Genomic DNA, 12,011 nt, shown 5'->3' with positions numbered 1-12,011 from the left:
AAAGTAGGCTCACATCATGTCGCTACAAAGTTGCATTTTTTTTACAAATAAATGAACACGTGTTCATTGCTAAATAAGATGCGCAATAAGGGATCGCCCGTGAGTTATTTGCATATTGATAAACTAAAAATTTCCTATGGCGAGAAAGTGGTGCTGCACGATATTCATTTATCCGTCGAAAAGGGTGAAATGATTGCGCTGCTTGGCCCCTCCGGCTGCGGAAAAACGACGCTACTCAATGCATTATGCGGTTTTATCCCGGCGCAATCGGGCACGGTGGCAATTAACGATCGGGATATTACGCACCTCACGCCAGAGCAGCGAAATATCACCATGGTGTTCCAGAGTTATGCGCTTTGGCCTCACTTCACCGTGGCACAAAATATTGGTTATGGCCTCAAAGTGCAGCGCTGGAAAAAAGAGAATATCCGGCAACGGGTGCGGGAATTATTACGCATCGTCAATCTTGAACCCTATGCCGAGAGTAAAGTCACGGCGCTTTCCGGCGGCCAACGCCAGCGTGTTGCCCTTGCGCGTGCGCTGGCTATCGAACCGGATGTGCTGGTGCTCGACGAGCCGTTATCAAACCTTGATGCCAAAGTACGCCTCAATGTGCGCCATGAGATTAAAGCGCTGCAAAAGCGCCTCGGTTTTACCTCGCTGATTGTGACGCATGACCAGCAAGAGGCGCTGGTAATGGCCGATCGCATTGCGGTGCTCAATCAAGGGCGCATTGAGCAGATTGGCACGCCGGAGGCGATCTACCACCACCCGGCCACGCCTTTTGTCGCTGATTTTATGGGGGCGGATAACTGCCTGATTGAACAAGAGAGCAGCGATAAACGCCTCTATTTTCGCAGCGCAGATGTGCAGTTGCTGCCCGCAAACGCGCAATACGACTTGCCACAGGGCCTGGTGCTGGAGGGCATCGTGGAGGAGAGCGCGTTTCTGGGTCATCACTATCGCCACAGCGTGCGCTGTAACGGGCAGATCCTGCTTGCCGACGCAGAGCAGAGCTGGCCTGTGCAAACGCCAGTAAAACTCCATATCCCGGCACCGGCGCTGCATCGCTTTGAGACCACTTTTTAATGCCAACCAACAGGGCTTCTTTTAGGGGAAAAACATGTCCGTAACAACGAAACTGGCGGTTATCGCCGCGCTCGGTCTGGGCGCTGTCGCGCAGGGCGCACAAGCTGAAACGGTGCTCAATGTGGCAACGGCAGGCGATCAGAATATGGTGGATTACGTAAAAACGTGGCTTGGGCCGAAGTTTGAAGCCGCGCATCCCGGGGTAAAAGTGCAGGTTGTCGGCACCGGCCCTGGCGATGCCGGGTCGAACAAAATCCTCGAAAAACTGAGCGCACAGCAGGCGAGCGGGGCGAAAAGCTGGGATATCGACGTTGCCGTTGTGCATCAGGCGGTCGGCGGTCAACTGGTGGAGAAAGGGCTGCTGGAGAAGTATCGCGCAGCTATTAACACCGGTTCGCTGGTCAGCGCCGATAACGCGAAAAATGCGCTGGGCGTCAATGTTGATGGCTATGTGATGCCGATGTTCCTTAGCCAGACGGCGATTGCCTATAACAGCGACCTGGTGAGCACACCGCCGAAATCCTATGACGAGCTGGTGCAGTGGTCGGCGAAAAACCCAAAGGCCTTCGGCTACAACGGCATTAAAAACGGCATGTCCGGCGTCAGTTTCGTGGTCGGCTGGATCTACGCCTACGGCACCGATGCTGCGCGCTTATCGGCACAGCCCTACGATAAAAGCGTTGAAAAGAGCTGGGATCAGGCCTTCGCCAAACTGAAAGCGTTCAATCAGAACGTCACCTTCACACCGGGCAACGCCGGCACGCTCGATATGCTGAGCCGGGGCGAGATCGCCATGGGGCCAGTATGGGTCGATATGTTCTACAGCTGGCGGGATCAGGGCAAGCTGCCGCCCTCCATCAAACTGACGTTAATCGCGCCGGGCATGCCGGGCCAGCCGATGTACTACGTGGTGCCAGCTCACGCGGCGCAGGCCAAACTGGCGCAGGAGTTTATCGCGCTGGCGACCAGCCCGGAGGTGCAGGCGCAGGGGATTGTGAAGCAGTTCAACTGGTATCCGGGCATCGACGCGAAATATGTCAAAGAGAAGCTGGACGCGGCGACCTGGCAGAAACTGTTCGCCGAGATCTCACCGGAAACGCTGAGCCGCTACGGTAAAAGCTTCCCCATTAATCAGTACTTTACCGATATCAAAGAGGGCTACGAGCGCCAGGTATCGAACTGATTAACCCCATGCCCGGATCGCCGATCCGGGCGTTTTTGTGACTATTCAGGTTTACCATGCGACATACGATGAAATCCCTTTTGCTGGTTGGCCCGGCAACGCTGACCATCGCGGTTTTGTTTCTCTGGCCGCTCGGCTATTCACTAATCTCGGCGTTTACCGACGAGAGCCACGCGTTAACGCTGGCGCACTTTGCGAAGATGTTCTCGCTCTACTCCAGCGACATCCTGTTTACGGTGATCATTGTGCTGGTATCGCTGGCGATCCTCGCCCTGCTGTCGATAACGATTTCCGCCATCATTGTGCTCTCGCCCTGGCAGGGCATTGTCTGTGCACTGGCGTTTCTCTACCGCCTGCCGCTCTTTATTCCCTTTATCGTTACGGCGCAGATGATGCGTACCTTTCTGGCGAAAAACGGTCTGATGAACAATGCGCTGGTGGCCGCCGGTCTGTTGACGCCGACAGAGACCACCTCGCTGCTCGGCTGGAGCGGGATCATTATTACCTTCGTCTGGAAACAGATGGCCTTCTCAACCCTGCTGATTTGCGGGGCGATGGCGGCGGTCGATCGCAGCCATATTCTGGCGGCGCAAAACCTCGGCGCGTCGCGCGTACGTATTCTGTTCGACATTATTTTGCCGCAGGTTTTACCGACCATCGGCGTGGCGATGGTGCTCTCGACCGTGACGATGATGTCGGTACTTTCGGTACCGTTGATGATTGGCACCGGCACGCCGACCATGATGACGGTAGATATGGCTTTTCGCGTCAACTCGTACGGTGATTACCCGGTCGCCAACGCGATGGGCGTGATCTCTTATCTGATTTGCGCCGCGCTGTCGTGGTTCTATTTACGCCATACGTTGCAGGCAAAAGGGGAGCAGGCATGAACCGGTTACGGCAAAAAATTCGCGGCAGCTTTCTTTTACAAACGCTGCTGCTCACCTTTCTGGTGCTGGCGCTGTTCGGGCCGCTGCTTAATTTACTGATCTGGACGGTGGCGGAGAGCTGGTTTTTTCCCCATGCGCTGCCGAGCCAGTGGGGGCTGAAATACTGGAATCAGGTATTTAGCCCCTATAGCGACATCTCCGGCTCGCTGGGGATAAGCGTGCTGATTGCGCTGCTGTCGGTGCTGCTCTGTCTGCTGATTTCGGTGCCGGCGGGTTATGCGCTTGCGCAGCGAGGAATGCCGTGGCGCGCCTTCTTTATGCTGCTCTTTTTGATTCCGCAGGCCTTTCCGAATTTAACGGTCTATATGAATGTGGCGCGGCTTTTTTATCAGTGGGGCTTAAACGGTACGATTGCCGGGGTGGTGCTGGTGCACAGCGTGCATGGGTTGATCTACTCAATCTGGATCAGCGTCGCGGCGTTCTCGTCACTCGATCCGCTGCTGGCAAGGGCTTCGCGCAATCTGGGTGCCGGGCCGCTCTATACTTTTTTCCACATTACGCTGCCGCAGGCGGCGCCAGGGTTGATTGCGGCGAGTATCTTCGTCTTTCTGGAGTCGCTGGATGAGTTCACCGCCACCTTTTTTGTCGGCGCGCCGGATATCACCACCTTGCCGATCCTGCTCTATACCGCCAGCATGTCCGGGAATTATCAGATCTCGTCGATTACCGCGCTGATTCTGCTAGTGCCGTCGGTGCTCTTTATGCTGGTTATTCAGAAATTTATGCGCCCGGAGATGCTGTCAAAGCTGGGGAAATAGCGCTTTGCTGGGGGGATCATCCGGGCCAGCTGCTTATCAGGTCATCACCATTGGCCACTCTGGCGGTGCGTTGCGGGTCATCTCTTCCCACACCGACGCAAAGTGTTGCCAGATTTTGGCGAAATCCATCACCGACAGGCCAAGCAGGCCGGTGGCAAACCAGCAGGCGGCTGCCAGCCCCATGCCGCTGCTGATCACCGCGAGTCCGAAGTAATCTGAACGGCGAAAACGAATGTTCAGCGTACTGGCCATAAACATTAAAAGTGCGCTCAATAACTGCCAGCGGAACAGCACCACGCTGGTGGTAAGGGTTGCCATCTTACTATCCTCAGGAGAATCAAACACCTGGCGAGCAAAGGCCTGCGCAGCGCGCGAAAGCAGTTGTCCGTCGGGTTAACACAACAATGTAAAAGTGGGGTTCCGCATACACGGAATTTGTGAACTCTATCACATTTGCTGTTTTATTCACCAGTACAAAAAGAGAGCTTTTTTAGTTTTTTAAGTCGGAAAAAAGCGGCTTGAAACATTATCGTGGTCAGGCGAGATCGATCTTATTCAATATTTTTATTTAACTAACCCTCGCATGGAAATAAGAAATAAATTTTACATAAGCGCAGCAATAAAACGACAAAATCGCGATAATCGTGGTCATGAGGATGTTCTGATTGTGGAAAAGCGCGGCGCATAAATTGCGCTACTTTTCGCCAGATAATTAAGGCGACTTATATTATTAAGCGTGAGTACATTGTAACTTAACTATTAAGTACCAGTTTATGCTATGGCTACTTTTAGGCGGATAGTCGAGTGAAAAATAGACAATATGGGCGCTGTATTACCTATATGGTCACGCTCTCTTATTCGCGGCCGTTTTGCGCTGGGGAACGGCACGGCGAAATATTTAGTTAAATATAAAACCAGGGGCACACTTTTAGTTTGCCTTACGGTGGAATATTCTCAGCATCGTTAAATATCAGGATCCGGAAGAGAAAAGTCAGTTGCTAATGATCAGGGTTTGATGCAACGTAATCACCTGTTTCTAAAAGCCTCCTGCCCAACAATATAAAAGGCACATAAAATGCATGGATTTCGGCGGACATGAAGCTCAGTGTGCCTCGTAAATTGCTCAGAATTAGCGGAATGATACTGGTGGTTCTTATCCCGGTAATGATCTCGCTATGGGTTGCGCATATCCACGCTGTAAAAGATACGCGCACGCACCTGCGCGCATTTGCCCGCCAGGCACTGAATAAAACCGATCTTGTTATCCAGCAGGCAGATAGCGTGCGCCGCGCGGCGGAGGCCTATCGCGGCACGCCGTGTACGCCGCAACATCGCGCCCAGATGCTTAATATTGTTCACGGCAGCCAGTATGTCGCCGACCTTATTTATGCCGAGGGCAACCACTTTTTATGTTCCAGCGCCGTTACGCCCGCGCAATCGTATGCTATTTCACCAGCGGATTATCAGGGGCAGCATGGCACGGCGCTCTATTACTATCGCGATACCCCCTTTTATGCTGGCTATAAAATGGTCTATGTGCAGCGGGGAAATTATGTCGCGGTGATTAATCCGCTCACTTATAGCGATGTAACATCAGACGATCCGCGTCTGGCATATGGTGTTTACGATACGCGCTCCGGCGGCTTTTTCTCCCTCAGCAAGAACGCCCGTCTGAAGACCTTTGCCTCGCTAATTCACCGCCAGGATAGCTCTTTTTTACTGGGCGACCGCTTCTATACCATTGCGTACGCATCTTCCCGGCCGATCGCTATTATTGTTTCGACGTCGCGCGAAAACTATTTCCACTCCCTCTACCGGCAGGCGGTTTTTACGCTGCCGTTAGGGATGATCTGTAGCGCGCTGATCTTTTTTATCTGGACGCGAACACGGCGGGAATTTACTTCACCACGCCGCAGGCTCCACCGTGCTTTAACCCGTCGTCAGCTTCGCCTTCATTACCAACCTATTATTGATATTAAAAACGGCACCTGCGTCGGTGCCGAGGCGCTATTGCGCTGGCCCGGTTTTAACGGCCAGGTGATGAGCCCGACGGAGTTTATTCCGCTGGCGGAAAAAGAGGGGATGATTGAGCGCGTGACGGATTATGTCGTCGATGAGGTGTTCAACGATTTAGGGGATTTTCTGGCGGTGGTGCCGAATCTTTATATCTCCATCAACCTCTCGGCCTCTGACTTCCACTCGTCGCGCTTAATTTCGCTGATTGCCAACAAAGCACGCGACTATGCGGTGCGCGCCGAGCAGATCAAAATTGAAGTGACCGAGCGGGGCTTTATTGATGTGCCAAAAACCACGCCGGTGATCCAGGCGTTTCGCCAGGCGGGGTATGAAGTGGCGATCGATGATTTCGGTACCGGCTACTCCAACCTGCACAACCTCTACTCGCTCAATGTCGACATCCTGAAGATCGACAAATCCTTTATCGACACGCTCTCCACTAACAGCACCAGCCACTTAATTGCGGAACATATTATTGATATGGCGCAGAGCCTGCGGCTGAAGATCATTGCGGAAGGGGTGGAGACGGCAGAGCAGGTCGCCTGGCTGCTTAAGCGCGGCGTGCAGTTTTGCCAGGGGTGGCACTTTGCGAAGGCGCTGCCGCCGCAGGAGTTTAAACGCTGGGTGCAGCAGCCGCCTTCGCTAAAGTGAGTTACGCCTGGTGGCGATAGTCGCTCGGTGTACGATCAAACTCGCGGCGGAAAACGCGCGAAAAAGTCTGCTGCGAGACGTAACCCAAATCCATCGCAATATCAAAAATCGGCCGTTTAGTGGTGCGCAGCGCTTCGGCGGCCAGCAGCAGGCGGCGCTGACGAATATACTCCCCGAGCGTCTGATGCATCACCGTGCGGAACATCCTCTGTAAGTACCACTTTGAATAGCCTGACTTTTTGGCGACAACATCAATGTTCATTGGTTGGTCGATATGTTCATCAATCCATTCAATCAAGGTCTGAATAATCTGCTGATGGGACATAAAGCTTCCTCTTTCCCGATTCGTCGTTTTGTCTGCGGGCGAGTATAATTCCTCAAGTTAACTTGAGGTAAAGAGGTTTTATGGAAAAGAAAACGCCGAGAATCAAAGCCCTTCTCAGCCCCGGTGAAGTGGCGAAGCGCAGCGGGGTCGCCGTCTCGACGCTGCACTTTTATGAAAGCAAAGGGCTGATAAAAAGTTCACGCAATGCCGGTAACCAGCGGCGTTATCAGCGCGATGTATTGCGCCATGTGGCGATTATCAAAATCGCGCAGCGTATCGGCATTCCGCTGGCGACCATCGGCGAGGCCTTCGGCGTGCTGCCGGAAGGGCACACGCTGAGTAAAAAAGAGTGGAAGGCGCTCTCGTCCCAGTGGCGTGAAGAGCTGGACAGACGTATCCACACGCTGGTGGCACTGCGCGATGAACTCGATGGCTGTATCGGCTGCGGCTGCCTGTCGCGCAGCGACTGCCCGCTACGCAACCCTGGCGATACGCTGGGCAGACAGGGGCCTGGCGCGCGGTTGCTGGAAGATGAGTGAGCCTAAAAAAACTAAAGCGCCCGCTGGGGCGCTTTAGTCGTTTTCCGGTCATTGTCTTTCGCTCTATCCCGCATCGAAACGGGAGGGTTTCCCCCGACATCAACACCCCTTGTGTAGCGAGTAAGGTTCCGGTTTGTGCTGACAAAGTAAGTATAGATGCTCATCGCCTTTCTGCTCACTTTTTAATCGCATCCATTATGATTTTTTCGGCGCTTTGCCCGCGCTTCTCTATAGTTAAAACGAATATAAACGCGGGAGAGAGTCATGCTTACAGTGCACCATCTGAATAAATCGCGCTCGCAGCGCATCCTCTGGGCGCTGGAAGAGCTGGGCGTTCCCTACAATATCGTGCGTTATGAGCGGCAGAAAAACATGCTGGCACCGGACGAGCTGAAAAAGATCCACCCGCTGGGAAAATCGCCGGTAGTGGAAGATAACGGCTTTATCCTCGCCGAATCGGGGGCGATCCTCGAATACCTGCAAGAGACCTACGACACGGAGCAGCGCTTCAAGCCGCACGAGGCGCAGCAGAAAATCGATTACCGCTTCTGGCTGCACTATGCGGAGGGCTCGCTGATGCCGCTGCTATTAATGAAGCTGGTGGTGGGGCAACTCGGCAAACCGCCGGTGCCGTTCGGCGTGCGCAGCGTCGGCAAGCTGATTGGTAAGGGAATCGAAAACGCGTTTCTCAATAAGCAACTGGAGACCCACGCCCGCTTTATTGAAGGGGAGCTGGCGCACCGCCCATGGTTTGCCGGTGATGAACTGAGCATGGCGGATGTGCAGATGAGCTTCCCGGTATTTGCGCTGCTGTCGCGCGGCGGCATTGAGAATCTGCCTAATTTGCAGGCATGGAAAAAACGCGTCGAAATGCGCCCAACCTGGAAACGCGCCATTGAACAGGGCGGCCCCTTCTCGCTGCCCGGCGAGTGAGAATGTTCGTAGAATGTTGCAAAGTTGCGCATCGACGATAACGTTTGCGCATCCGGCGGGTACTTCTTCGCCGCTTTCGGCGATATTTGGCAGAAAGCGGCAAAGTTTGGTTGAAAAGCGGCGTCTAAACGCTGGATAATCGTTTGCCTTTTTTTGACCACCCGTTGTATGCGCGGAGTTAAACGTTTGCTTTTTTGTGGCCCTTTGCCACAACGCAGCACAGGGAGAAGACGTTTGACCGGCAGTGGACTGTCCACCACGCATGCCAACGCACAATAAAATTCTCAGGGGATGTATCTATGTCTACGCCATCTGCGCGTACCGGCGGTTCGCTTGACGCACTGTTCAAAATTTCTGCCCGTGGCAGCACCGTTCGTCAGGAGATCGTGGCCGGTTTAACCACCTTCCTGGCGATGGTTTACTCCGTCATCGTGGTGCCCGGCATGCTGGGCAAAGCCGGTTTCCCGCCGGCCGCCGTTTTCGTTGCCACCTGCCTGGTTGCCGGTGTTGGCTCCATCGTGATGGGGCTGTGGGCCAACCTGCCGCTGGCCATCGGCTGTGCGATTTCGCTTACCGCCTTTACCGCGTTCAGCCTGGTGCTGGGTCAGCAGATCAGCGTCCCGGTCGCGCTCGGCGCGGTGTTCCTGATGGGTGTGCTGTTTACCGTTATCTCCGCTACCGGCATTCGCAGCTGGATTTTGCGTAACCTGCCGCAGGGCGTTGCGCACGGCACCGGTATTGGTATCGGCCTGTTTCTGCTGCTGATCGCCGCCAACGGCGTCGGCCTTGTGGTTAAAAACCCGATTGACGGGCTGCCGGTTGCCCTTGGCCACTTCGCCAGCTTCCCGGTGATCATGTCGCTGATTGGCCTGGCGGTGATTATCGGTCTGGAGAAGCTAAAAGTGCCGGGCGGCATTCTGCTGACCATTATCGGCATCTCCGTTGTTGGCCTGATTTTCGACCCGACCGTGCACTTCTCCGGTATTTTCGCCATGCCATCCCTGAGCGATGACAAAGGCAACTCACTGATTGGCAGCCTCGATATTATGGGCGCGCTCAACCCGGTGGTGCTGCCAAGCGTGCTGGCGCTGGTGATGACGGCGGTGTTTGACGCCACCGGCACCATCCGCGCGGTCGCAGGCCAGGCGAACCTGCTGGATAAAGATGGGCAGATTATCGATGGCGGCAAAGCGCTGACCACCGACTCCCTGAGCAGCGTTTTCTCTGGCCTGGTTGGCGCGGCACCGGCTGCGGTCTATATCGAATCGGCGGCAGGCACCGCGGCGGGCGGCAAAACCGGCCTGACGGCGATCACCGTCGGCGTGTTGTTTATGCTGATCCTGTTCCTCTCTCCGCTCTCTTACCTGGTGCCGGCGTACGCCACCGCACCGGCGCTGATGTATGTTGGCCTGCTGATGCTGAGCAACGTGGCGAAAATCGACTTCGCCGACTTCGTTGACGCCATGTCGGGCCTCATTACCGCCGTGTTTATCGTGCTGACCTGTAACATCGTGACCGGCATTATGATCGGCTTCGCTTCGCTGGTGATTGGCCGCGTGGTGTCGGGTGAATGGCGCAAGCTGAACATCGGCACCGTGGTGATCGCTATCGCGCTGGTAGCGTTTTATGCCGGCGGCTGGGCTATCTAATCATTAAACATTCGGACAATGGGCAACTTCGGTTGCCCATTTTTTTGCCCACAGCCCGGTTGCTTTGCGTTAAGCTGAAAGACCCCGTCTCAGGTCTGATGCGGGTATAACAACACACTGCAAACAGGGAACGCATGGAAATCTTCTTTACCATTCTCATCATGACCCTTGTGGTATCGCTCTCCGGTGTTATCACTCGAGTTCTGCCGTTTCAAATCCCCTTACCGCTGATGCAGATCGCCATCGGCGCGTTACTCGCCTTACCGACCTTCGGTTTGCACGTTGAGTTCGACCCGGAACTCTTCCTCGTGCTGTTTATTCCGCCGCTGCTCTTTGCCGACGGCTGGAAAACGCCGACGCGCGAATTCCTTGAGCACGGGCGCGAGATATTTGGTCTCGCGCTGGCGCTGGTGCTGGTCACCGTGGTGGGTATCGGCTTCTTAATTTACTGGATGGTGCCAGGTATTCCTCTGGTGCCCGCCTTTGCGCTGGCCGCGGTGCTGTCGCCAACCGATGCGGTGGCGCTCTCTGGCATCGTCGGGGAAGGGCGCATCCCGAAAAAGATCATGGGCATTTTGCAGGGTGAGGCGCTGATGAATGACGCCTCCGGCCTGGTGTCGCTGAAGTTCGCGGTCGCCGTGGCGATGGGCACGATGGTCTTTACCGTCGGCGGCGCCACGGTCGAGTTCTTCAAAGTGGCGATTGGCGGCCTGCTGGCCGGTTTCGCCGTCAGCTGGCTCTATGGCCGTTCGCTGCGTTTCCTCAGCCGCTGGGGCGGGGACGAACCGGCCACGCAAATCGTGCTGCTGTTCCTGCTGCCGTTCGCCTCCTACCTGATTGCCGAGCATATCGGCTTCTCTGGCATCCTTGCCGCCGTCGCCGCCGGGATGACCATCACCCGCTCCGGCGTGATGCGCAGCGCACCGCTGGCGATGCGCCTGCGCGCAAACAGCACCTGGTCGATGCTGGAGTTTGTCTTTAACGGCATGGTGTTCCTGCTGTTGGGCCTGCAACTGCCAGGTATTCTGGAGTCCTCGCTGGTGGCGGCAGAAGCCGATCCGAACGTCGAAACCTGGATGCTGTTTACCGATATCCTGCTGATTTACGCCGCGCTGATGCTGGTGCGTTTTGGCTGGCTGTGGGTGATGAAGAACTTCAGCCGCCGCTTCCTGACCAACAAGCCGATGGAGTTTGGCGCATGGAGCACCCGCGAGCTGCTGATTGCCACCTTTGCCGGTGTGCGCGGGGCGATTACCCTCGCTGGTGTGCTGTCGATTCCGCTCCTGCTGCCGACCGGCGATGTCTTCCCGGCGCGTTATGAGCTGGTGTTCCTCGCCGCCGGGGTGATCCTCTTTTCACTCTTTGTCGGCGTGATTGCCCTGCCGATGCTGTTGCAGCGTATCGAAGTGCGTGACCACGCCCAGCAGCAGAAAGAGGAGCGCATGGCGCGCGCGGCGACCGCCGATGTGGCGATTGTGGCGATCCAGAAAATGGAAGAGCGCCTGGCAGCGGATACCGAAGAGAATATCGATACCCAGCTGCTGACAGAGGTGAGTTCGCGGGTGATTGGTAACCTGCGCCGCCGCGCCGATGGTCGCAATGATGTGGAAAACACGCTGCAGGAAGAGAACCTCGAACGCCGCTTCCGCCTGGCGGCGCTGCGCTCGGAGCGTGCCGAGCTTTATCACCTGCGCGCCACGCGGCAGATCAGTAACGAGACGCTGCAAAAGATGCTGCACGATCTCGATCTGCTGGAAGCGCTGCTGATCGAGAACAAGTAAGCAGGACAGCAATGCCGGATGGCGGCTGCGCCTTATCCGGCCTACAAAACCGTGGGCATGATGCCAACCCGTAGGCGTGATGCCAACCCGTAGGCCTGATAAGCGCAGCGCCATCAGGCATTAAACGGCTTCAATGC

11 protein-coding genes are annotated in these 12,011 nt (G+C 55.5%); 9 read left to right on the top strand and 2 right to left on the bottom strand.

Going from position 1 to position 12,011, the window contains the following annotated elements:
- The first annotated feature begins 99 nt into the window (after positions 1–99).
- Genes N7V53_RS15005 through N7V53_RS14990 form a run of 4 tightly spaced genes read left to right on the top strand, consistent with a single transcriptional unit; the run spans position 100 to position 3,980 of the window.
- Complete coding sequence (locus N7V53_RS15005) at positions 100–1,089, top strand: ABC transporter ATP-binding protein (protein ID WP_279793829.1); 990 nt, start codon at positions 100–102, stop codon at positions 1,087–1,089.
- A gap of 34 nt (positions 1,090–1,123) precedes the next feature.
- Positions 1,124–2,272, top strand: coding sequence for an extracellular solute-binding protein (locus tag N7V53_RS15000; protein WP_042712672.1), 1,149 nt, complete (start codon positions 1,124–1,126; stop codon positions 2,270–2,272).
- A 56-nt stretch (positions 2,273–2,328) separates the two neighbouring features.
- The gene (locus N7V53_RS14995) at positions 2,329–3,162 is read left to right on the top strand and encodes a sugar ABC transporter permease (protein WP_279793828.1); all 834 of its coding nucleotides are present in this window, start codon (positions 2,329–2,331) and stop codon (positions 3,160–3,162) included.
- Complete coding sequence (locus N7V53_RS14990) at positions 3,159–3,980, top strand: ABC transporter permease subunit (RefSeq protein ID WP_279793827.1); 822 nt, start codon at positions 3,159–3,161, stop codon at positions 3,978–3,980. The genes N7V53_RS14995 and N7V53_RS14990 overlap by 4 nt, the downstream gene beginning before the upstream one ends.
- A 36-nt stretch (positions 3,981–4,016) precedes the next feature.
- On the opposite strand, the gene N7V53_RS14985 is transcribed toward N7V53_RS14990, so the two are convergent.
- On the bottom strand, positions 4,017–4,298 hold the full coding sequence (locus N7V53_RS14985) for a YjcB family protein (RefSeq protein ID WP_023478396.1): 282 nt from the start codon (positions 4,296–4,298) through the stop codon (positions 4,017–4,019).
- A 777-nt stretch (positions 4,299–5,075) separates the two neighbouring features.
- Here N7V53_RS14985 and N7V53_RS14980 point away from each other — a divergent pair.
- Positions 5,076–6,647, top strand: a complete 1,572-nt coding sequence (locus N7V53_RS14980; RefSeq protein WP_023478371.1) for an EAL domain-containing protein — start codon at positions 5,076–5,078, stop codon at positions 6,645–6,647.
- Position 6,648: 1 nt separating this feature from the next.
- Here N7V53_RS14980 and soxS read toward each other — a convergent pair whose 3' ends face one another.
- Positions 6,649–6,972, bottom strand: coding sequence for a superoxide response transcriptional regulator SoxS (soxS, locus tag N7V53_RS14975; RefSeq protein WP_023478478.1), 324 nt, complete (start codon positions 6,970–6,972; stop codon positions 6,649–6,651).
- A gap of 80 nt (positions 6,973–7,052) precedes the next feature.
- Here soxS and soxR point away from each other — a divergent pair, with 80 nt between their 5' ends.
- From soxR to N7V53_RS14955, 4 genes are all read left to right on the top strand, one after another.
- A complete protein-coding gene (gene soxR, locus N7V53_RS14970) occupies positions 7,053–7,511 on the top strand; it encodes a redox-sensitive transcriptional activator SoxR (RefSeq protein WP_023478341.1) in 459 nt (152 codons plus the stop codon).
- Positions 7,512–7,775: 264 nt separating this feature from the next.
- Positions 7,776–8,444 (top strand): glutathione S-transferase, encoded by a 669-nt coding sequence (locus N7V53_RS14965; RefSeq protein WP_023478494.1) that lies wholly within the window; start codon positions 7,776–7,778, stop codon positions 8,442–8,444.
- Positions 8,445–8,743: 299 nt separating this feature from the next.
- Positions 8,744–10,093, top strand: coding sequence for a guanine/hypoxanthine transporter GhxP (gene ghxP, locus N7V53_RS14960; RefSeq protein WP_023478454.1), 1,350 nt, complete (start codon positions 8,744–8,746; stop codon positions 10,091–10,093).
- Between the two features lie 134 nt (positions 10,094–10,227).
- The gene (locus N7V53_RS14955) at positions 10,228–11,874 is read left to right on the top strand and encodes a Na+/H+ antiporter (protein WP_023478511.1); all 1,647 of its coding nucleotides are present in this window, start codon (positions 10,228–10,230) and stop codon (positions 11,872–11,874) included.
- Positions 11,875–12,011: the final 137 nt, after the last annotated feature.

It is taken from the genome of Kosakonia sp. HypNH10, from assembly GCF_029850615.1.
GTDB lineage: Bacteria > Pseudomonadota > Gammaproteobacteria > Enterobacterales > Enterobacteriaceae > Kosakonia > Kosakonia cowanii.
Note: the sequence above shows the minus strand (reverse complement) of the source record. Positions and strands in the feature narration are given on the sequence as shown.

What these genes read in the sequence shown, in the direction of transcription:
- N7V53_RS15000 (WP_042712672.1), top strand. Translation starts at nt 1,124, where the DNA reads ATGTCCGTAACAACGAAACTGGCGGTTATCGCCGCGCTCGGTCTGGGC.
- N7V53_RS14995 (WP_279793828.1), top strand. Translation starts at nt 2,329, where the DNA reads ATGCGACATACGATGAAATCCCTTTTGCTGGTTGGCCCGGCAACGCTG.
- N7V53_RS14990 (WP_279793827.1), top strand. Translation starts at nt 3,159, where the DNA reads ATGAACCGGTTACGGCAAAAAATTCGCGGCAGCTTTCTTTTACAAACG.
- N7V53_RS14985 (WP_023478396.1), bottom strand. Translation starts at nt 4,298, where the DNA reads ATGGCAACCCTTACCACCAGCGTGGTGCTGTTCCGCTGGCAGTTATTG.
- N7V53_RS14980 (WP_023478371.1), top strand. Translation starts at nt 5,076, where the DNA reads ATGAAGCTCAGTGTGCCTCGTAAATTGCTCAGAATTAGCGGAATGATA.
- soxS (WP_023478478.1), bottom strand. Translation starts at nt 6,972, where the DNA reads ATGTCCCATCAGCAGATTATTCAGACCTTGATTGAATGGATTGATGAA.
- soxR (WP_023478341.1), top strand. Translation starts at nt 7,053, where the DNA reads ATGGAAAAGAAAACGCCGAGAATCAAAGCCCTTCTCAGCCCCGGTGAA.
- N7V53_RS14965 (WP_023478494.1), top strand. Translation starts at nt 7,776, where the DNA reads ATGCTTACAGTGCACCATCTGAATAAATCGCGCTCGCAGCGCATCCTC.
- ghxP (WP_023478454.1), top strand. Translation starts at nt 8,744, where the DNA reads ATGTCTACGCCATCTGCGCGTACCGGCGGTTCGCTTGACGCACTGTTC.
- N7V53_RS14955 (WP_023478511.1), top strand. Translation starts at nt 10,228, where the DNA reads ATGGAAATCTTCTTTACCATTCTCATCATGACCCTTGTGGTATCGCTC.